18 protein-coding genes and 1 pseudogene are annotated in these 22,276 nt (G+C 49.9%); all 19 read right to left on the reverse strand.

Annotated elements, in window-relative coordinates; translation table 11 throughout:
- Nucleotides 1-52: 52 nt before the first annotated feature.
- The 19 genes and pseudogenes from H8S75_RS29025 to H8S75_RS29115 all read right to left on the reverse strand — a co-directional run bounded on the left by H8S75_RS29025 (nt 53) and on the right by H8S75_RS29115 (nt 22,274).
- Nucleotides 53-1,030: an ABC transporter ATP-binding protein gene (locus H8S75_RS29025; RefSeq protein WP_243270514.1), complete on the reverse strand. Its 978-nt coding sequence runs from the start codon at nt 1,028-1,030 to the stop codon at nt 53-55.
- A complete protein-coding gene (locus H8S75_RS29030; protein ID WP_002604306.1) occupies nt 1,030-2,049 on the reverse strand; it encodes an ABC transporter ATP-binding protein in 1,020 nt (339 codons plus the stop codon). The genes H8S75_RS29025 and H8S75_RS29030 overlap by 1 nt, the downstream gene beginning before the upstream one ends.
- Before the next feature lie 15 nt (nt 2,050-2,064).
- Entirely contained in the window at nt 2,065-3,105 is a 1,041-nt protein-coding gene (locus tag H8S75_RS29035; RefSeq protein WP_002604307.1) for an ABC transporter permease, read from the reverse strand.
- A 14-nt stretch (nt 3,106-3,119) separates the two neighbouring features.
- Nucleotides 3,120-4,037, reverse strand: a complete 918-nt coding sequence (locus H8S75_RS29040) for an ABC transporter permease (protein WP_002604308.1) — start codon at nt 4,035-4,037, stop codon at nt 3,120-3,122.
- Nucleotides 4,038-4,301: 264 nt separating this feature from the next.
- Nucleotides 4,302-5,225 carry a translation elongation factor Ts gene (gene tsf / locus H8S75_RS29045; protein WP_110323464.1) on the reverse strand — a complete coding sequence of 308 codons (924 nt, stop codon included), beginning with the start codon at nt 5,223-5,225 and terminating at the stop codon, nt 4,302-4,304.
- Between the two features lie 185 nt (nt 5,226-5,410).
- A complete protein-coding gene (gene rpsB, locus H8S75_RS29050; RefSeq protein ID WP_187024496.1) occupies nt 5,411-6,151 on the reverse strand; it encodes a 30S ribosomal protein S2 in 741 nt (246 codons plus the stop codon).
- A 234-nt stretch (nt 6,152-6,385) separates the two neighbouring features.
- A complete protein-coding gene (gene codY, locus H8S75_RS29055; protein WP_187024497.1) occupies nt 6,386-7,201 on the reverse strand; it encodes a GTP-sensing pleiotropic transcriptional regulator CodY in 816 nt (271 codons plus the stop codon).
- 125 nt (nt 7,202-7,326) lie between these two features.
- Complete coding sequence (gene topA, locus H8S75_RS29060; RefSeq protein ID WP_187024498.1) at nt 7,327-9,405, reverse strand: type I DNA topoisomerase; 2,079 nt, start codon at nt 9,403-9,405, stop codon at nt 7,327-7,329.
- 14 nt (nt 9,406-9,419) lie between these two features.
- Complete coding sequence (gene dprA / locus H8S75_RS29065; protein ID WP_187024499.1) at nt 9,420-10,520, reverse strand: DNA-processing protein DprA; 1,101 nt, start codon at nt 10,518-10,520, stop codon at nt 9,420-9,422.
- Nucleotides 10,507-12,057 carry a YifB family Mg chelatase-like AAA ATPase gene (locus tag H8S75_RS29070; protein WP_187024500.1) on the reverse strand — a complete coding sequence of 517 codons (1,551 nt, stop codon included), beginning with the start codon at nt 12,055-12,057 and terminating at the stop codon, nt 10,507-10,509. The genes dprA and H8S75_RS29070 overlap by 14 nt, the downstream gene beginning before the upstream one ends.
- Nucleotides 12,058-12,258: 201 nt before the next feature.
- The gene (locus H8S75_RS29075) at nt 12,259-13,197 is read right to left on the reverse strand and encodes an alpha/beta fold hydrolase (protein WP_187024501.1); all 939 of its coding nucleotides are present in this window, start codon (nt 13,195-13,197) and stop codon (nt 12,259-12,261) included.
- A gap of 108 nt (nt 13,198-13,305) precedes the next feature.
- On the reverse strand, nt 13,306-14,085 hold the full coding sequence (locus H8S75_RS29080) for a TIGR03915 family putative DNA repair protein (protein ID WP_187024502.1): 780 nt from the start codon (nt 14,083-14,085) through the stop codon (nt 13,306-13,308).
- Between the two features lie 5 nt (nt 14,086-14,090).
- Nucleotides 14,091-15,437: a putative DNA modification/repair radical SAM protein gene (locus H8S75_RS29085; protein WP_187024503.1), complete on the reverse strand. Its 1,347-nt coding sequence runs from the start codon at nt 15,435-15,437 to the stop codon at nt 14,091-14,093.
- Nucleotides 15,438-15,688: 251 nt separating this feature from the next.
- A complete protein-coding gene (gene galE, locus H8S75_RS29090) occupies nt 15,689-16,708 on the reverse strand; it encodes a UDP-glucose 4-epimerase GalE (RefSeq protein WP_187024504.1) in 1,020 nt (339 codons plus the stop codon).
- A gap of 164 nt (nt 16,709-16,872) precedes the next feature.
- Entirely contained in the window at nt 16,873-17,679 is an 807-nt protein-coding gene (locus H8S75_RS29095) for a hypothetical protein (protein ID WP_187024505.1), read from the reverse strand.
- Nucleotides 17,680-17,718: 39 nt separating this feature from the next.
- Nucleotides 17,719-18,063, reverse strand: a pseudogene (locus H8S75_RS29100) (arsenate reductase family protein).
- Entirely contained in the window at nt 18,041-18,295 is a 255-nt protein-coding gene (locus H8S75_RS29105; RefSeq protein WP_243270511.1) for a hypothetical protein, read from the reverse strand. Before H8S75_RS29105 ends, H8S75_RS29100 begins: the two are co-directional and overlap by 23 nt.
- Nucleotides 18,296-18,645: 350 nt before the next feature.
- A complete protein-coding gene (locus tag H8S75_RS29110; RefSeq protein WP_187024506.1) occupies nt 18,646-20,742 on the reverse strand; it encodes a complex I subunit 5 family protein in 2,097 nt (698 codons plus the stop codon).
- Nucleotides 20,739-22,274 carry a complex I subunit 5 family protein gene (locus H8S75_RS29115; RefSeq protein ID WP_187024507.1) on the reverse strand — a complete coding sequence of 512 codons (1,536 nt, stop codon included), beginning with the start codon at nt 22,272-22,274 and terminating at the stop codon, nt 20,739-20,741. The genes H8S75_RS29110 and H8S75_RS29115 overlap by 4 nt, the downstream gene beginning before the upstream one ends.
- Between the last annotated feature and the right edge of the window lie 2 nt (nt 22,275-22,276).

A 22,276-nucleotide genomic window follows, 5' to 3' on the forward strand; every position in this document is an offset into this window, starting at 1 on the left:
GCTGATTTGTCTTTTAGCATACCACAAATCTCCAGGAATAGCAACTTAGAAATTAATTTACTTTGTCTAAGTGGTGGCATGCCGCGTAATGACCACTGGAAACTTCCTTCCACTGCGGCTCCTCCGCTGCACATAACTCGTCGGCATACGGACAGCGGGTACGGAAGCGGCAGCCGCTCGGCGGATTAACCGGGCTCGGCACGTCGCCTTCCAGAACAATTCTCTTAGATTTTCTGCTGATCTCCGGATCAGCGATCGGAATCGCCGAGATCAGGCTCTTCGTATACGGATGTACACTGTGGAACGTCAGCTCATAGCTGTCTGCCAGCTCCACCAGCTTGCCCAGATACATAACTCCGATTCGGTTTGATATATGTTTTACAATGGATAAATCATGTGCAATGAAAAGATAGGTCAGTCCCAGTTCTTCCTGAAGCTGCTCGAACATGTTGACAACCTGGGCCTGGATGGATACATCCAGTGCGGATACAGGCTCATCACACACAATAAACTCCGGATTTACCGCCAAGGCGCGCGCAATGCCGACACGCTGACGCTGTCCGCCTGAGAACTCGTGAGGATAACGGTTCGCATGCTCGGAGTTTAAGCCAACGGTGGAAAGCACGGATAAGATTCTCTCGTGACGGTCCTTTTTGTTGGCAGCCAGACGATGGATGTCGATGGCCTCGCCGACGATATCCTCGACTGTCATACGCGGATCCAGGCTCGCGTACGGATCCTGGAATACGATCTGCATCTTACGGCGGTAAGGAAGCATATTCACATGCGTGATATCTTTGCCGTCATAGAGAATCGTTCCATCCGTCGGTTCATATAAACGAAGCAGAGTACGGCCGGTTGTCGTCTTTCCACAACCGGACTCACCTACCAGGCCGAGCGTCTCTCCCCTTCGGATACCGAAGGAAACGTTATCGACCGCCTTTACAACCTTCTTTTCAAAAAGCTTACTTCCTGCAACCGGGAAATACTGCTGTAAGTGTTTTACTTCTACCAGATACTTGTCTTCCATCATGCATCCCCCTTCTGTGTCCTGGAATCCTGCTGTTTGTCAAACTCTCTCTTCTGCATCAGCCAGCATGCACTGTAATGGATATCGGATAAATCTGTATACGGCGGCATCTCTCTTAAGCAGATCTTCATGCAGGCGCGGCACCGCGGCGCAAACGGGCATCCTGCAGGCGGATTCAGCATATCGACAGGGCTTCCCTCGATAGGTACCAGCTTATTATGCTCTTTTTCCGTCAGCTTCGGAATACTCCGGATCAGTCCCTTTGTGTACTCGTGGGACGGACGGTAGAAGATATCATCTGTCGTGCCGTATTCCACAACCTTGCCGGCATACATAACGGCGATTCTGTCACACATATTGGCAACAACACCCAAGTCATGAGTGATCATGATAATCGCCATGCCCAGTTTTTCCTTTAAGTCCATCATAAGCTCGAGAATCTGGGCCTGAATGGTAACATCCAGAGCCGTGGTCGGCTCATCTGCGATCAAAAGCTTCGGTTCGCAGGCAAGGGCGATGGCGATCATCACACGCTGGCGCATACCGCCGGACAGCTCGTGAGGATACTGTTTCAGACGCTTCTCCGGCTCGTTGATTCCAACGAGAGTCAGAAGTTCCTTCGCTCTCTCATTCGCCTGCTGTTTATTCTTATCCGTATGAAGCATAATTACCTCACGGATCTGGTTTCCGATGGAATAAACCGGATTCAAGCTGGTCATCGGGTCCTGGAAAATAATGGAAATCTCATTTCCACGTACTTTCCTCAGTTCCTTTTCTGACATCTTTTCGATCTCATGACCGTTGAATTCCAGGGAACCGCCGATCAGACGGCCCGGATAAGCGGTAATTCCCATTAAGCTGTATGCGGTTACGGATTTACCGGAACCGGATTCGCCAACAATTCCCAGCACTTCGCCTTCTTTTAAATGAAGAGACACATCATTTAATGCCTTTACTTCACCCGCGGGAGTAAAGAAAGAAAGGCGTTCATTTTTGATATTTACCAAATACTCGCTCATCGTATCTCTCCTCCTTTAGTCTTTGAGTTTCGGGTCAAACGCGTCACGCAGACCGTCGCCCAGTAAGTTAAAGCTTAAAATGATGACGGAAATCGCAAGCGCAGGTGCAAACAGACGGTGCGGATAAGACTGCAGACCATTTAACGCAGCACTGGCAAGGCTTCCCAGAGAAGGCATAGGCGCAGCAACGCCAAGACCTAAGAAGCTTAAGAAACTTTCCGTAAAGATCGAGGACGGAATCTGCAGCGTTGTGGTTACAATCAGAGTACCGATACAGTTTGTCAGTAAGTGCTTCCTAATGATACGGCCATTGGAAGCCCCCAGTGCCCTGGCCGCGGTCACGTATTCCTGCTCCTTCAGAATGAGGATCTGGCTTCGAACGATTCGGGCCATACCGACCCAGTAAAGAAGGGCGAACACGACGAAAATACTGATCAGGTTGACACCGATTACCTGAATCCATTCAAATCCCGGTTTTTGAGCCAACGCCTTTAGGGGCTGGTCAAATGCAACCGATAAAAGAACGATGATCAGAATATCAGGGACCGTATAGATCATATCAACGATACGCATCATAATCATATCGACCCAGCCGCCGAAGAAGCCCGCGACGGAACCATAAAGGGAACCAATCAACAGGATGATAGCGGAGGCCACAAGTCCTACGGTAAGGGAGACACGGCTGCCCATCATGACACGGACTGCATAGTCACGTCCCAGGTTATCCGTTCCCAGCACATGCGGGAATACGCTCTCTCCCGCTGCCTTTGCCTCCAGTTCCTTTTCTGAATACTGCATGGGTGCCAGATTCTCGCTTCCACGAATCTGCTGCTCATAGCTGTATGGGTAGAACTGTGGTACCAGGAATGAAAAAATGAATACAAAAACAATAACTACCAGGCTGACCATGGCAATCTTATTCTTCTTTAAACGGCGTATTCCATCCTGCCAGAAGCCAACACTCTTGCGGAGGACGGTAAGACTCTCTTTTTCCTCGTCACTTGCCGGGAGAAAGTCGTCTACGTTAAGCTGTAATGATAATTTATTATTCGACATCTTCTTTCTCCTTTCTATTTAAGATTAATACGTGGATCGATGAATTTGTAGGCAACGTCTACAATCACGTTCATAACAACCATCAATGAGGCAAGGAATATGGTAGTTCCCATGATCAGCGGATAATCACGTCCTGTGATGGAACCGATAAACTCGGAGCCAAGGCCCGGGATTGTGAAAATTTTCTCGACAATGAAGCTTCCCGTTACCGTATAGGCAAGAAGCGGTCCCAAATACGTAACAACCGGAAGAATCGCGTTACGAAGCGCATGCTTGAAAATACTGATTATCTGAGAAAGTCCCTTTGCGCGTGCTGTTCTCATGTAGTCCTGGCCCATAACATCCAGCATGGAAGAACGCATCAGACGTGCGATATAGGACGACGGATACAGTGCCAGCGCAATAACCGGCATGATGTAGTTTTTCCACGATGCCAGTCCGTACGTGGGCAGCAGCCCCAGCTTCAGACTCAGGACATACATCAGGATCGTACAGATTACGAAACTGGGAATCGCAATTCCGCACGTACTGAATACGATTATGATGTCATCCACCACCGTCCCTCGTTTAAAGGCGGCAATACTCCCCAGTGGAACGCCCACCAGAACTGCCGTTAAGATTGCGATGCCGCCGACTCTTGCGGACACCGGGAACTTCGATGCGATGATCATATTCACGGTACGGCCGCGCTGTTTTACGCTTAAACCGAGATTTCCGTGAAGAAGATCTTTCATATATGTAACATACTGCTCACTTAGAGGCTTATCAAGACCGTATTTCTCATTCAATGCGGCCTGTGCCTGCGGACTTATGGCCTTCTCTGACATGAAAGGGCCGCCGGGTACCATGTTCATAACGAAGAATGTAACAGATGCAACCGCAAATATTGTTACAATCGCCATGATGATACGTTTAAAAATATATTTAGCCATTGTGTCAACTCCTTTGGTATAAGGTTTCCTTCGCGCAGCCCGGACGGAAGCCTTACAGGCTTCCATCCCTGCGTTCTGCGAAATATCAATAGTCTCTCCTGCTCTGAACCCGGAAAAAGGGCGAAGTGTCCGTCCAATTTGGAAACATCTGTCAACGCTAAACGGACACTGTCTCTATAGAAAAATCCCATGGATGCCCATGGGATTCCCCCCTGAATCCTCTTTCCTTGGAAAGTCCTCCTCACATACGTTCGGCGGAATCTATTACTGCATCTGTTTTGCAACTTCAGCAGCAAAATCTTCTTCTTTTTTCTCAAGACCTTCTCCGGTTTCAAAACGAACGAATTTCTTCAGTTCGATCTTTCCGCCAACTTCTTTGGAAACCTGCTCTAAGTATTTAGCAACAGTTAAATCGCCATCTTTCACGTAAGCCTGGTCTAACAGACAGAATTCTTTTAATTCCTTGTTGAGACGGCCAACGATCATCTTCTCGATGATAGCGTCCGGCTTATCCGGATTCTCGTTCTTTGCCTGAACCTTTAGTATCTCAGTTTCATGCTCGACGAATTCCTGAGGAATCTCGTCTCTCTTTACATACTTTGGTGTTAAAGCTGCAATCTGCATTGCAACGTTCTTTAAGGCCTCTTTTACATCATCGTTAACAACTTCAGCAGAAGCTTCCAGTAATACGCCGATTCTTCCGCCGCCGTGGATATAGTCGATTACTACACCGTCTGTGGTGATCTTCTCGAATCTTCTGATGTTCATGTTCTCGCCGATTACTGCGATCTGGCTGGATAATACCTGAGCTACAGTCAGGGAAGCATCCTTTGCCCATGCTTCCGCCATGAATGCATCCATATCCTGCGCGCTGCTGGCCAGTACCTGTGCTGCCACATCGGCCACATAGCCCTGGAACTGGGCGTTCTTTGCTACGAAGTCTGTCTCGCTGTTTACTTCAACGATTGCCGCAGACTTTCCATCTTCGCTTACGAGGGTCTTAACAAGACCTTCTGCTGCGATTCTTCCCGCCTTCTTGGATGCAGCTGCAAGTCCTTTTTCTCTTAAAAATTCTACAGCCTTTTCCATATCTCCATCGGTTGCCGCAAGTGCTTTCTTACAATCCATCATGCCTGCACCGGTCATTTCTCTTAACTCTTTTACCATTCCAGCCGTAATTGCTGCCATTTGATTTCCCTCCATATTCTTTTCGTTATTCATATTATACAGGTTTAAGCTTCCTGGTCTATAGGGAACTTCTTCCTTTTCACCACGGCAGTATCTGCCGCAGCGCGAATCCTGCTGCCCCATAAATCGAAAAATGCTTCAACCCGCTTATCACAGCCGGTCGAAGCATTCATCTGCCTGAACAATTAAGCCTCTACAGCCTCTTCCATATCCTGAGCTGCTTCTGCTTCTTCAGCTGTTGCCTCGCCCTGGTTTGCCTCGATTACTGCATCCGCCATCTTGGATACGATCAGCTTAACGGCTCTGATTGCATCGTCATTACCCGGAATCACGAAATCGAGTTCTTCCGGATCACAGTTCGTATCAGCAATACCAATTAACGGAATTCCCAGTGTATGAGCTTCCTGAACGCAGATTCTCTCTTTCTTAGGATCTACAACAAAGATAGCATCCGGAATCTTCTTCATTTCTTTAATTCCGCCAAGGTTTTTCTCCAGTTTCTCCCATTCTTTCTTGAGAGCAATAACTTCCTTCTTAGGAAGAACATCAAATGTTCCGTCTTCGGACATGGTCTCGATCTGTTTTAATCTTCCAATTCTGGACTGGATTGTCTTGAAGTTTGTAAGCATTCCGCCCAGCCATCTCTCATTTACAAAGTACATACCGCAACGCTCTGCTTCTGTTCTGATCGCGTCCTGAGCCTGCTTCTTGGTTCCTACGAAAAGGATCTTGCCGCCTTCTGCAGCGATGTCGGCTACGGCTTTGTAAGCCTCGTCTACTTTTACAACAGACTTCTGTAAGTCGATGATGTAGATGCCGTTTCTTTCTGTGTAGATGTACGGAGCCATCTTAGGGTTCCATCTTCTTGTCTGGTGACCGAAATGTACACCAGCCTCCAACAGCTGTTTCATTGAAATAACGCTCATGTTATTACCTCCATTTGGTTTTTCTTCCGTCTGCTTCTCTTGCTTCCAAGGAGACCGATATTTCGGCACCTTCCTCCAGAATCCGCAAACGTGTTTTTTTGTAAGCCTAGCTAGTATAGCATATCTTTAATGCCTGTGCAAGTCATTTTTTACTTTTAATGACAATTTTTTTCATACTTTCGTAAAAAAAAAGAAGCAGTTTTTCTTCGCTGCTTCTTTTGCCGACGTCCTGATTTACGGTTCTTTTATCTCTCTGTGTCCCTGCATCGACTTTCCGTTGCCGGCCTTGATCGCCTTCAGCTCATCGAAAACCACATCGTTTAAAACTTTGATGTAGGTTCCCTTCATACCGGAAGAACGGGATTCGATAACGCCTGCACTCTCGAACTTTCTGAGAGCGTTGACGATGACTGAACGGGTAATTCCCACGCGGTCAGCGATCTTGCTGGCTACCAGGATTCCCTCATTTCCGTCAAGTTCGTCGAAAATATGAGTGATTGCCTCCAGCTCTGAAAAGGATAAGGTGCTGATCGCGGATTTTACGATCTGAACCTTTCTTGTCTCCTCTGCATTCTCCTCATTTACGGACCGCATCATCTCAAGGCCTACGACCGTCGTTCCGTATTCGCTCAGAATGATATCGTCAATATCGTACTGAGCATCTGACTTGTAGATGAACAGCGTTCCCAGACGCTCACCCGCAATATCGATAGGAGTGATAATAGCCTGGTACTTGCGGATATTGTCGCCTATAAATCCGAGAGTCTCGAGATTCACATTTTCCTTGGTGGAAAGAATACCGAGCAGACGTTCATTCAGCATACCATCCACGTAGCCGCCGACCTGATCTGCAATCAGTTCCTGTATCTCTTCTACATCAGAACTGATCGCAACACCCAGTACCTTCCCCTTTTTACTGATCACGAGAATATTAGAATTTAATATCTCGCTGAGCACTTCACAGATATCGTTAAATACTACTTTGTGCGAGTTGTTGTTATGCAATAACTTGTTAATTTTCCTAGTTTTGTCCAACAATTGAACACTCATAACCGAAAACCTCCTTAAGAATTTGTAGGAAAGCTCAAAATACCCCTTTAATATTTAAATATTAACACTATTCCAGCAAAATAACAATCATTTTTTGAAGATTTTCGATTTTCTTAATAATTATTCTATTTTGTATTTTTGCTCGTACTGTAACCACACTGTTCGTTGGAGCAGAGCAGTTTATTGCCTTTTTCGACCATATAAGCGCCACATTTCGGACATTTCTCTGTGGAAGGTCTCTGCCAGGACATGAAATCACACTCCGGATTGGCTTCGCATCCGTAATAAATTCTGCCCTTCTTCGTCTTCTTGATGACGACGTCCTTTCCGCACTTGGGACACGGTACGCCGATCTTCTCCAGATACGGCTTTGTATTCTTGCATTCCGGGAATCCGGGACACGCCAGGAACTTACCGTGAGGGCCATATTTGATTACCATGTTCCGGCCGCAGATCTCACAGATTTCCTCTGTCACCTCATCCGCGATGGTCACGGACTCCAGTTCCACCTCCGCCTTGTCAACCGCTTCCTTTAAATCCGGATAGAAATTGCGCACCACGGTCTTCCACGGAACGGAACCGTCTCCCACCTTATCCAGAAGGAATTCCAGATTAGCGGTAAAGGTGATATCGACAATGCTGGGAAAGCTCTGCTTCATCATGCTGTTGACAACTTCCCCCAGTTCTGTTACATAAAGGTTTTTATTTTCCTTTGCTACATAGCGTCTGGCAATAATCGTCGTGATCGTCGGCGCGTACGTACTTGGACGGCCGATTCCCTGTTCTTCCATGGACTTTACCAGAGATGCCTCAGTAAAATGTGCCGGAGGCTGGGTAAAGTGCTGGCTGCTGTCCAGCTTCTCAAGGGTTAAAACGCTTCCCTTCTCCAGCTTCCCAAGAAGGGCGTTGCTCTCTTCCTTCTCGTCCTCCTGAATGTAAACAGACATGAATCCGTCGAAAGCCAGTTTCGAAGCTGCTAATGTAAAGTAGTAATCTCCTGCCGCAACCTTGACGGATGTCGTCTCATAGACAGCCGACTGCATACGGCTCGCCGCAAAGCGTTTCCAGATCAGCTGGTACAGACGGAATAAATCACGCTGAAGCGATTCCTTAACGATTACCGGTGTCAGGCTGATATCAGTGGGACGGATCGCCTCGTGTGCATCCTGGATTTTGGCTCCGCTCTTCTTCGCCTGTTCTCCGCTGGCCACGTATTTGCTACCGTACTGCGCCTCGATAAACGCCCTCGCCGCCATATCGGCCTCCTCTGCGATTCTGGTAGAATCGGTACGCAGATAAGTGATAAGACCGACGGTTCCGTGTCCCTTCACCTCCACGCCTTCATAGAGCTGCTGGGCCAGACGCATCGTCTTCTGTGTAGAGAAGTTTAAGACCTTGGAAGCCTCCTGCTGAAGCGTACTGGTCGTAAACGGAATCGGCGCCTTCTTGATCCGCTCCCCGTTCTTCACCTCATCCACCACGTAGTCGCTGCCTTCCAGATCCTTTAATATCCCATCCAGTTCTTCTTTATTGCGGATCGTGATCTTTCCTTCTTTATTGCCATAGAACTTGGCGGCCAGGGCCTTCTTGCTTCCCTGCTGTTTTAAATCCGCCTCAAGGTTCCAGTACTCTTCCGGAATAAAGGCGTTAATCTCCTCTTCCCTGTCGCAGATCATGCGAAGTGCCACCGACTGAACACGGCCTGCACTTAAGCCACGCTTTACCTTTGCCCAGAGAATCGGGCTGATCATATATCCAACCATACGGTCCAGAATTCTTCTCGTCTGCTGTGCGTCCACGAGATCCATGTCTATCTCCCTCGGCGCCTTCAAGGAGGCCTTCACCGCGTTTTTCGTAATCTCATTGAAGCTGATCCTGTATACCTGCTTATCCTTCTGCTCATCCAGCTTTAAGGCCTTCACCAAATGCCAGGAAATGGCTTCTCCCTCACGGTCAGGGTCAGTTGCGAGATAAATTTTATCTGCTTTTTTCACTTCCTTGCGAAGCTTCGCAAGAATATCCCCTTTTCCCCGGATCGTAATATACTTTGGTTCAAAATCCTGTTCCGGGCTGATTCCCAGCTGACTCTTAGGCAAGTCTCTTACATGACCATTTGAAGCATCAACCTCATAGCTCGTTCCCAAAAATTTTTTAATCGTTTTCACCTTCGCGGGTGACTCCACAATAACTAAACAATTCGCCATACAAAACTCCTCGCCTATAATCTCTTACCATAATATTGATGGGATGTCTGAACCACATAACCGCCCAGTTCCAGATCCAGAAGTGTGCCGATACATTCACTCACAGACAGTCCGCTTAAGATCACAATCTCTTCTAACCCCTTCGGTTGCAAATCGAGGCAACTATACACCATTTTTTCTTTTTTGGCAAGCCCGTTCTCATTTTTTTCATGAACTCTTAATATTTTACCATCCCTCAGAGTGAAATATTCCAGTACATCCTCCGGACTTAAAAGAACGCCTGCGCCCTCAGAAATCAGCCGGTTACAGCCCTCGCTCAGCGGATCTGATATCCGTCCCGGAAGCGCAAAAATTTCTTTTCCCTGTTCCAGTCCGATTCCTGCGGTAATAAGAGACCCGCTCTTCTGTCTGGCCTCCATTACAAGAATCACATCGGAGAGTCCGCTGATGATCCGGTTCCTTATGGGAAAGTTTTTCTGCTGCGGCTGCTCCCACGGCATCCACTCCGACAGAACACCGCCGTGGCGGCACATGCGTTCGTAGAGCCCGTAGTTCTCCCGCGGATAACAGATCTTGATCCCGCACCCCAATACGCCAAATGTCTTCCCGCCGGCCTTCAGCGCTCCCCTATGGCCTGCGCCGTCGATGCCGTAGGCAAGGCCGCTGATAATCTGCACTCCGGCCTTCGCCAGCTCCGCTGCCATGTATTCTGCTTCCTGCTTTCCGTAATTGGTGCAGTTTCTTGCTCCGATTACGGCAGCAGCCGGCCGCTCCTCAGCCGGAAGTTCTCCTCTGACGAAGAGTCCCACCGGATAATCGTGTATCTTAAGCAGTCGCTTTGGATAATTCCCATCCAAAAATGCAATCAAACGGATTCCCTCTTTTTCCAATTCTTCCAGTTCTCTTTTTCGTCTGTCCAGTTGGCACTTTTCCGCATCGAACACGGCAGCCTCCTTCGGCCTCAGCAATCCTGCATTTTCCAGTTTTTTTCCTTCTATATTATATATCTCTTCAAAACTTTTAAACTGTTTAAAAAGACGCATGCCGGTAACCGCGCCAATTCCGGGCACGGATAGAAACCAGCAGAGATATTGACGTTCCTTATATGATATCATGATGACTGCCTCCCCAATATTTTTCTTCCAGGCTGCGAAGCCCTGCCGCTTCCGCCAGATGTTCTTTTTTTATTTCGCCGCTACCTTCCAGATCCGCGATGGTTCTGGCCACTTTCAGTATTTTTCCGTATCCTCTGGCACTAAGCCCCATGTGTTCAAAAATACGCTTTAGATATACCTGTTCAAGCTGGCCCAGGCGACAGAAATCTCCGATCTGCGCCCCGTTCATGGCACTGTTAAAATAGATTCCGCTGCCCTCAAAACGCTGTCTCTGAATAATCCTTGCTGCCTCGATCCTCTCCCGGATGGCACCGGAAGGTTCCCCCTTCCCCTTATCCTTCAGTTCCTCATACTTCATCGGCACCGCCTCGGCGCAAATATCGATCCTGTCCAGCAATGGTTTTGAAATTCGGCTCAAGTACCGCTGTATCTGCGGCTCCGTACACGTACACCGGCTCCGGTCGGGATAATAGCCGCATTTACACGGATTCATAGCGGCAGCGAGCATAAAATCCGCAGGAAATTCGTAAGCGCTGTGCAATCTGGAGATCGTAATCTTCCGTTCCTCCAGCGGCTGTCTTAAGACCTCTATGCTGTTTTTCTGAAACTCGGGTAACTCATCCAGGAACAGAACGCCCCTGGAAGCCAGAGAAATCTCTCCGGGTTTAGGAATTCTTCCTCCGCCGGTCAAAGCCTGCGGACTGATGGTGTGGTGCGGACTCCGAAATGGCCGCCTGGACAGCAGCGGCTGATCCTGATGAAGAAGGCCGCAGATGCTGTATATCTTCGATATCTCTACATTCTCCTCGTGGGACAGGGATGGCATGATGGTTGGAATTCGTCTCGCCACCATAGTCTTTCCTGTCCCGGCCGGACCGATATAGAGGATGTTATGCATGCCGGCCACCGCGATCTCCGTGGCCCGCTTGAGAAGAAACTGACCATTTACCTCAGAGAAATCCACATCGTAAGCATCTTTCTCCGAAAAGCACGCTTTTTCCTGTCTTATGGCCGGTGACAGCTGGTCAGGATCATTTAACATACCCGCCAGCTCTCTGATGTCCTCCACGCCAATGATGTCGATGTTCCCGATGATCTGTCCCTCGCTCACATTGGGAATCGGAAGAAAACACCGTTTCTTTCCCGCATTCCCGGCTGCAGCCACGATCGACAGAATTCCGGAAACCGGTTTGATTCTTCCATCCAGCCCCAGTTCTCCCACCAGGACGCTGGTATCCAGAATCGACTGGTCCACCAGTCCGGTGGCCGCCAGAACCGCGACTGCGATGGGAAGGTCGAATCCGGTTCCCTCTTTCCTGATATCCGCAGGCGACAGGTTCACCGTAATCTTTCTGGCCGGAAGCCGGAAACCGGAATTCTTCAGAGCGGTCCGAACCCGGTCCTGCGCCTCCCTCACCGCTCCTGAGAGATAACCAACCATAGTAAAGCCGGGGAGTCCTTCGCTCACATCCGCCTCCACCACGACAGGGTATCCTTCGACGCCCAAAATACCAATACTATGCACTTTGCTGAACACAATTTCTCCCTTCCTGATTTTAATTTCTGTGTTTTATTCTGTGTTTTCATTTTGTGTTTTCATTCTCTGTTGGAAATATGATGCAGAACCGCATCGATTCATAGAACGTTCCTGAATTGGAACCTGTATTTATCATACAGGATTTTAGATTGTCTGGCAAGCAGTTTTTAACCTGCCTGCCAGACACTGTTACTCAGTTATTTATGCAATGCTATACTGGTGATACGTAATCCAGCTTAAGATATCATGCCAGACCGCTTCTTTATCTGTCTCGTTCAACAGCTCATGGCGGTCATCCGGGTAGAGAATCATCTCGGTATCCGTCATGCCGATCTTCTTATACCTGCGGAACACGCGTCTGACGCCTCTCCCGAATTCACCGACCGGATCCTGTGCCCCTGACAGAATAAAGAGCGGCAGGGATCTGGGAATCCGGTCTTCCTGGCGGTGCAGCTTTAAATCCAGCATAATATTGAAGAAATCACAGTACGCCGAAGCGGTGAACTTAAAATTACAGAACGGGTCACCGCAGTACTGATCCACAGATTCACAGTTCTTGGAGAGCCAGTCATTGTCTGTTCTGGACGGCATAAAAGAACGGTTGTAATTCCCCAAAACCAGCTGGTGCATCCATTTGCTCTGATACTCTTTTCCCCGGATCAGGCCGATGGAGGCGGCAATCAGTTTGCCTGCGATCACAATCGGCATCGCCTGGTCTCCCGTTCCCATAATGATCGCACCTGCCAGTTCTTCCCCATACAGTGTAAGATACCGTCTGAGGAAAAAGGACCCCATGCTGTGCCCCAGCATATACAGCGGACGCCCCGGGTACATGACGCGTATGCGGCTGGCTGTCCTATGTAAATCCCTGATAACGCAGACATGGCCGACCTTATCGGCAAAGTAGCCATACCGCCCATTCTGCACCGTTCCTCCATGACCGAGATGATCATGGCCGATCACCGCAATTCCCTGTTCTGCCAGGAAACAGGCAAATGGATCGTACCGAAGGATATGCTCCGTCATTCCGTGAGAAATCAAAAGAAGCTGTCTCACCTCTCCATCCGGTTCCCACAAAACGGTATGCAGTCCTGATTTTCCATCGCTGGAAGGAACTCTGAACTCTCTTCGTCTTATCATGTAAGTGACTCCTCTCTGAAACATGAACAGTATCATTCTGTCGTATAAGAGAAGTATATCATAAATGCAAAGTTCGTGAAAGACTTCCTCCGGTCTTTCGGACTGTAATCACCACTGATCCTTTAAGCCATGGTCAAATTCCGGCATATACGCCCTGTACCTCAGCGGCATATGAGTCCTCTGGCACACCGGATTCCACCGCTCTTTTATGGTAATACTCCTCCTTAATGCCTTCCACAGTTCCCGGTATTCGTCGTCTTCTGTCGCCTTATGAAGCTTTTCCTCCCACTCTCTGGAATCCAGCTCCATAAGAAACCATGGCCGTCCAGCCTGATGAAGGGCGGCCTTCTTCCTTTTCTCGTCATAGATAATCCAGTTCTCCGCCGGCATGCGGTCTGCAAAATGAGGGGCGATTAACACCAGCACATCATTCTTCGGGCCGATCCGGCTGACCAGCATGTCCTCATCCATCTGGATAAACCGCAGAAACTCCGTCTCCAGATGCGCCTCGTTGTCAAGATTCCGGCACATATCGAATATCTGGAATACCTCGGGCAGCTGGAGGCTCTGGGTGATGCCTGCTCCCTTCTGGAACCCCCGGATCAGGAAACGGTAGATATGATCCGCCTTCTCTCCGTTCCGGCTCAAGGAGGCCTTGTAGATGGCTTCATACGCTGCTTCCGATATTCTGGTCCGCACCGACCGGATCACCTTTTCCACCTTTTCCTCGTCGGGTATGACGTCAATGTAATCACAGAACAGTTCCATGGTGCTGTATTGGCCCGCAGTCTCCAGTCTCACATTGGAATGGCCCTTCCGGCTCATCCATGCGTCATACACACCTGTTAAAATCCCTTCAAAGCTATCTTTACACGTATAAACCGTCATATCACTCACATACTCCCTGTTACTACTGAATACCGGTCTGCAGGGACCGGGGCCATATTAAGCTTCATGTCATCGAACAGCGACAGCTGGCGGTAAGCCCCCTGCTGGCTGATATCCCATACTGCACGGCGCTCATCACCGACTAAGTGGCTGGTGATGTAATCCTCATCCATCCTGGTCGGATACATCATCCGGCCGGAACATGTAATAAAATACATGGCTCTCTTCAGTACGACTCCCATCTTCTTTAAGGATTCGAAATCCAGCAGGCCCTGCCTTCTGGCCGCGATGATTCGTTTTACGGATTTCACTCCCATTCCCGGAACCCGCAAAAGCGTATAGTAATCGGCACGGTTGATCTCTACCGGAAACAGTTCCAAATGGCGGAGCGCCCAGTCACACTTGGGATCCAGAAACACATTGAAATTCGGCCGGTCCTCTGTCAGGAGCTCCGATGCCTTAAAGCCGTAAAACCGCAGGAGCCAGTCCGCCTGATAGAGCCGGTGTTCCCGCAGAAGCGGCGGCCCGCCCGGAAGCGCCGGAAGGCTGGAATCCTCGTTGACCGGGACGAAGGCTGAATAGAAAACCCGCTTTAAATCATAGTTCTGGTAGAGCGCCTCCGCCACCATCATCATCTGATAATCATTTTCCGGCGTCGCGCCCACGATCATCTGTGTACTCTGTCCCGCGGGCACGAAGGAGGGCGTCCTTTTATATTCCATCAGCTCGAACTTATTCGCGGTTATGCCACGCTGAATCTGTCTCATGGGAGTCAGTATCTTGCTTCTGCTCTTACCGGGAGCCAGCTTTTTTAAGCCATCCGCGGTCGGCAGCTCCAGGTTTATGCTCATTCGGTCTGCCAGAAATCCCACTTTTTCAATTAAAACCGGGTCGGCCCCCGGAATTGCCTTTACGTGGATATAGCCATTAAAGCGGTATACCTCTCTCAGCTTCTTTAAGGTCTGGTAGATCAAATCCATGGTGTAATCCGCGCTGTATAAAATTCCGGAGCTCAAAAACAGCCCCTCAATATAATTCCGCCTGTAAAACTCCATGGTCAATGTACAGACCTCGTCCGGTGTAAATGCGGTCCTTACCACGTCATTGGAACAGCGGTTAATACAATATTTGCAGTCATAGATGCACTGGTTGGTGAAGAGAATCTTCAAAAGGGAGATGCATCTTCCGTCTCCCGCAAAGCTGTGACAGAGTCCGGCTGCAACCGTGTTGCCAAGCATCCCTGCCTTACCTTTTCTGTCAACGCCGCTGGAGGTGCAGGCCACATCGTATTTGGCAGCGTCGGAAAGGATCTCCAGTTTTTCCTGTATACTTAAATCTTCCTGAATCAGCATAGGTCACCTCGAACATACGTTCTTTTTTTTCTTTTATTTTAGCATACTGTAAAGAATATATCAAGTATTTTCGAATATATGTTCGAGCAATATCTTTTGTCTTTATTTTCTATCTTCGTATCGCTTTCTATCCCGTTACACAAAACAAAAAAACGGCTTCCTCCGGCGCCTGAATTCCAGCGCCGGAGAGCCGTCCACACCGCATAAGCGGTTGTATTTTCCATTACTTCATAACATCACAGTATATCTTTTTATTCCGCATATCCTTCCGGATTATTCTTCTGCCAGTTCCAGGAATCGCGGCACATGTCCTTTAAACCGCGTTCCGCCTTCCAGCCCAGCTCACGTTCTGCCTTTGCCGGATCGGCGTAGCACTGAGGTACATCGCCCGCTCTCCTCGGCTTGAACTCGTAAGGAACCTTTAAATCATTGGCTTCTTCAAAGGCATGAATAACGTCAAGAACGCTGTATCCGCAGCCGGTTCCCAGGTTGTAGATCAATACGCCGCCCTTTTCGCCTTCCATCTTCTTAAGCGCCTTGACGTGGCCGTCCGCCAAATCCACAACGTGAATATAATCCCGGACACACGTTCCATCCGGGGTATCATAATCATTTCCGAAGACTCCGAGAGATTCCAGCTTGCCGACTGCAACCTGGGTGATATATGGGAGCAGATTGTTCGGAATTCCCTTCGGGTTCTCACCGATTCTTCCCGATTCATGAGCTCCGATCGGATTGAAATAGCGCAGAAGCATGACATTCCACTCCGGATCTGCCGTATGTAAATCGGTCAGAATCTGCTCCAGCATTCCCTTTGTCCGGCCATATGGATTGGTGATCTCTCCCTTCGGGCACTCTTCCGTGATCGGAACAAATGCAGGATCGCCATATACAGTCGCGGAGGAACTGAATACAATGCTTTTTACGCCGTGTTCACGCATGACATCACAGAGCACGAGTGTGCCGGTAATATTGTTGTGATAGTATTCCAGCGGTTTGTAAACAGATTCTCCCACCGCCTTAAGGCCTGCGAAATGGATCACCGCATCGATCTTCTGCTCTTTAAAAATACGGCTTATCGCTGCTTTGTCCAGCAGATCAGCCTCGTAGAATGCAAGCGTCTTTCCCGTAATCTCCTGTACACGTTCCATGGATTCCTCACAGGAATTACAGAGATTATCCACTACTACCACCTCATAGCCCGCCTTCAAAAGCTCTACGCAGGTGTGACTTCCGATGTATCCGGCTCCGCCAGTAACTAAAATTGCCATTGTCATGTCCTCCTTCTAAAATTGTCTACGGTTATTATAGCAGTCTGAACTGGAATAACAATGCAGATTTCTTTGAAAAACCTATAGATTTTTTCTATTTTTAAAATGCAAACGTGTGCGGCTCTCTCCTGTCCGGAAGACTGCCGCACACGGTACTGCTGTCTTTATGGCTCGAAGACACGGTCGCCTTCCAGGATATCATTGCAGACGTATCCCTCCATCTCCATATACTGGACCGTGTAGGGATAATCGTCCCCTGCTCTTTTTACCAGATAAAACTGGATAGCCGGCGGGTCTGTTTTCTCTGTATTCCATGTTCCCGTAACCTTCACATGGTCCTCATCGACAGGTTCCGGCTCCGAAAAAGTAAAACTGCCGTCGAATGCTCCTTCTATGTGAAATACGACAGCGTCATCCTTTTCGTCGGGCACGATAAATCCGGCCATGGATTCCGGTATGGAAGGAAGCTCCGTTTTTCCTTCAAAAAGGACGGACATATACTCCTTCAGCTTTCCTGTCTTCACGGAAACCTCCGTCTCTCCCTGCGCTGCTCCGGTCCCCGCGATGCCGTAGAGACACCACCACGCAAACGAATTATCAGCAGTATTATAGACCATCCGCTTCTCCGATGCAGTCCAGACCATCCCTTTTAAGACGGTTTCCTGCAGCTTCAGAGAGTCCAGTGACGTCCGGCCTTCAGCCTCCGCGGCACCATTTTCGCTGCTGCCATTTACATGATTCACCGGTTCTGCCGATATATCTTTGTCTGACGGAGAGGTCTCTTCCTGAATGCCGGTTGAGGTTGTCCCCGCATTCACCTTCTGGCTGCTTTTTGCAGAAGTCGGGGGCGTCTGTCCTCCTGATGTTCCATTCTCCTGTGCCGCGTGTCCGGAGGCGCAGCCGCCAGACGCAAGAACGCACACAAGAGCAGCGGCTATAAGGGCCGTCCTGGACCTGTTCATACCTGTCATACATTTCCTCACTTTCTCAGAGCGTGCCTGAAGAACGGACTACTCGTCCCATTCTTTCCATATCTCCGGCCGGTATCCCACAGTCGCTTTTTTCCCATTCCGAACCACTGGAGTCTTTATGGCCTGGGAATTCAGCAGAAGCTTTTCCTCCCGGTCCTCAGGTGACAGATACTTTAAGAGGGCCAGCAGATCCTTGTCTTTGCAGTTTTCGTCGATCAGCGCTTCCACGCCTCCAACCGCCTGCTTTACATTGGTAAACTCTCCTTTGCTCATGCCCTTTTCCGCCATATCGATCATCTAAACGCGTATATTCCGTTCCTTAAAATACCGCTCCGCCTTCTTCGTATCAAAACACTTCTTTTTACCGAATATCTGTATGTTCATCCGTCAAGCCTCCACCACAAATTTTCCTCTGTCTTCCACTTCTTAAAGCCGCATCTGCCCAGTACACGTATGGAGGCCAGTGCCCTTCAACAATTTTCAGGAAAATACCTTCCATCGGCTCAGCATTATAGGCAACACCGAGTTCCGACCCCAACTCTGCCATATCAGTAACCCAAAGCCTTAATTGATCCGGCGTCAGCGGAATCAGCTGTAGCCGTTCTGTCTCTATCATCAATGTCCTTTTCCTCCATCCTGTATCTCCAGTGTTTCGTATTTAAGCATTCATCATACCATAAACACAAAAATTTCGAAAGACCTCATCCAGCATTTCCCGCACAGCCCGGCATTCTCCTGCTGTTCTGTCTCCAAAAGCCCGGTGATCCGGACTCTTGCGCCGGAGCTCGTCTGCTTCAGCAGCCATACTTCCTCAGCACGGAGTGCGCCTCCTGTCCAGAGGGCTTTTTGTGTAATAGGAACACTTTTCTATTACACAAAAAATCCCCGCCGCTTTGAATCTCCGCGGAAGCGGTTCATCCAAGCCGGCGGGAACATTCTATTTTGAGGCTTCCAGTTCCCGGCGGTCTATCCCATAAGGAAGACTGCCAGTAAATATCCAAGCGTCAGGCAGAGCCCGATACAGAACAGCATCAGGCCAAAGGAAAAGCTTTCTTCGACCAGCTTTCCGGTCCGTTTCAGCTCCTCCTCCGCCTCTATGAAACGTGGAATCGCAGACGTGCGGTCCGTTTTGATTTTCCTGCCCCGCCTGCCTTTCCATGCCGCGATTTCATCCGCCATACCTCCAAGGATGTAGGCGAGTCTGTCATTTTCCCTTATTTTTACGGTTCCCGGCAGCTGCCGGTGAGTCGTCTTTCTCGCAAGGAGAATCAGGCCGTCGACGAATGAATCCATGGCCCGGCAGACTACGGAGGACACCGCCAGAAATACAGTCACCACCGTGGAGACCAGGTACCGGTCGATCAAGGCGCATACCGTGCCGCAGATTCCAGGCAAAATACGCAGAAGAAGCGGCCGGTAGACCAGATTCTCCAGATCCAGCCAGGACGGCAGGCGGTCTGCATAAATCGCTGTGCCTCGTTCGTCCTTTTTCATCAGAAGCAAACGTACGACGAGGACATAGAGCACGACGCCTATTCCGATGGAAATGACTCCGCCCTTTAGATTTCCCAGAGAAAAATAAGCCACGGAATGAAGCATCTCATCTCCCTGGAAAAAGGGTTCGCCTGCTCTAGCGATCCGGTCCATGGACAGATGCGGTGTCATGCCCAGAAGCGGAATGAGCGCAGAACAGCCAACCAGCACGGAACGGCTGAGAGGCTTCATGCAGGAGGTGGACATCGCGTCGTACTTCGCCTGCTCGGTCGGATGTTTTTCCACAAAAAGGGCGATAAACAGCTTCAGCATATAGGCCACGGTCATTCCTCCCGTCAGAAGAAACACCCATTCCGCCGCTTTCCAGATTCCCGGATTCAGCAGAAGCGATGTGACGATGTCAGGCATTCCGGCAGAGGAAGAAACCATTCCCGGATTCACCAAAACGGCAGCCCCTTCTCCCACGGCCTTCGCATACTCCACCATGCTCTCATGGAGCAGCGTCTTGCTCACATAACCGCTCCACAGCGGGATTCCGCCGATTCCCAGGCTTCCCATGAGGAAACAGAAGCCAAGCGCCGGCTTCTTCCTGCCGAAACCGCGGATATCATTTAAATTCAGCTTATGCAGATTCATATACACCGCCCCGGCGCAGAGAAAGAGCACCAGTTTAAACAGCGAATGATTGACCATGTGAAGAAATGTGCCCCACACCGCCAGACCATTTTCTTCTCCCACGCTGGAAAGAAGAACTGCCATACCGATTCCCGTTAAAATGAATCCGATCTGAGAGATGGACGAACACGCCAGCGTCCTCTTTAAATTAACGGACAGCAGCGCCAGAAGCGCGCCCAGAAGCATGGTCACAAGCCCCAGCATGGTGAGGAGAAGCCCCCAGTTTCCATCGGAAAAGAACAGCCCCCCGGTAATCACAATGATTCCGAATACGCCGGCCTTCGTCAGTATTCCAGACAACAGCGCGCTGGCCGGTGCCGGTGCCACCGGATGGGCCTTGGGAAGCCAGATATGGAGTGGAAAGCAGCCCGCCTTGGCTCCAAAACCGAATAGAAGCAGTCCCCCCGCAGTATAAAGCTGTGCGGCTGGCGAAAGGTAACCGCCGCTGTTCTCCAGGGCTGGCCGCGCCGCCGGACCGATCAGATCCATATCCAGGGTCCCCGTCAGGTCATAGAGAAGGAACAGCCCCATGAGCATGGCAAGGCCGCCGATGACCGCCACAGCCAGATAGGTTTCCGCCGCCTTAAGGCTCTCCTCCTTCTCGTCGAATGCCACCCAGACATACGAAGTAAAGGACATGATTTCGAAGAAAATAAAGGTGGTATACAAATCCGCAGACAGAAACACTCCCACGGTAGCAAAAAATGTCACCCATAAAAAAACGTAGTATTTCCGGCGTTTCTCATAGTGAGCCATGTATTCCAGGGAAAATGCACCGCTGGCGGCCCACATCAATACGGCGATACAGGAATAGACCAGACGGAAGCCGTCCAGCTTAAAATGCAGTCCCATCCCACAGAATCCGGGTATCGCCACATCAAACAGGGTCTTCATCCGGCCTCACCTCCTATCGCCGTAAGCAACTCCATCAGAGGCCCGGAATACAGGCCAAACACCAGCACTGCGGCCGCGAAGATCAGAAGCGGCACCATCATCATCCAGTTGGGATCGGTGTATGGTTCCTCTTTTACCGCCGCGGCCGCCCCAACCTTTGGAAAATACGCCCGCACCAGCACAGTAAGCATATAGACACCGGTCATCAGGGCCGAATAAAGGATCACAGCCGTTCCCAGATACGGGAGAATTCCCATTCTGCTGCCGCCTGCCAGAGTGAGACTGCCGCAGGCGAAGGCCGCTTCCGCAATGTTCCATTTGCTGATAAAACCGGCAAACAGAGGGATCCCCATGAGGGAAAGGCTGGCCACAGTCAGACAGCCGAACGTCAGCGGCATCTTCTTCGCCAGGCCGTCCACTTCATAGACGTATGTCTTTCCGGTCTGATGCATTACAGCCCCCGCGCAGAAGAAGGAACAGATCTTCATAAATGCGTGAAAGACCATATGGCTTAAGGCGGCCGCCAGACCCAGAGGACTCATCATCGACGCTCCCAGCAGAATATACGACAGGTTGCTGATCGTGGAATACGCCAGACGGCGTTTCCAGTGAATCTCCCTGACTGCCATGGTAGAGCCGAAGATAATCGTCACCATGGCTGCGGCCATGACCACCCACTGTGCCGCGCTTCCCCGCAGGAATTCCGTTCCATAGCTGAAATAAGTGAATCGAAGTATGGCAAACGCACCGGATTTCACCACAGCCACCGCGTGCAGCAGAGCTGTCACCGGCGTAGGCGCCACGGTGGCCTTCGGAAGCCATCCGTGGCATGGAAATACGGCCGCCTTAACTCCGAAGCCGAAGAATGCAAGGATATAGACGAACAGCAGCGTTCCACGGTCGCCTTCTGCCGCAGTCAGGGACAGGACGCCGCCCGGAACGAATTCCGTGGTTCCCGTGGCTGAATATTTCAACACAAAAATCAGGCCGATAAAGGCGAACGCCGCGCCTCCGATGGAATAATAGAGGTATTTGCGGCTCGCCCGCATGGCTTCCTTTGTCATGGGATGGAGCACCAGAGGGAAGGTGACCAGCGTCAGCAGCTCATAAAACAGATACATGGTGACTAAGTTGCCTGAGAACGCAATTCCGATCGTCACCCCATACGTCATCAGATAATAGGCAAAAAAGGAGACCCGCCTCTTTTCATGCCTCATATATTCAAATGAATAAAGCGTTGCCAGAGGCCACAGAAACGCCACCAGGCCCGCGAATACCGAGCCCATGCGGTCCAGCTTAAACCGGACCGTCAGATTCCCGTAGAGTTTAAAGAGCACCAGATCATTATCCATGCCGCTTCCGCCGGCGATCAGCAGGGCCACCAGCAGGCTGTTTAAAAGCACCAGTCCTTCCACGACAATTTCCAGATGTCTGTATGTTCTCTCATCCCCGGCCCCGTATCCGGAGGCGAGAATCGCCGTACCTCCCACGATCGGAAGGAGCGCCGGCACTGCCAGTAAGATTCCGTTCATAC

It is taken from the genome of Hungatella hominis (assembly GCF_014288005.1).
Classification (GTDB): Bacteria; Bacillota; Clostridia; order Lachnospirales; family Lachnospiraceae; genus Hungatella; species Hungatella effluvii.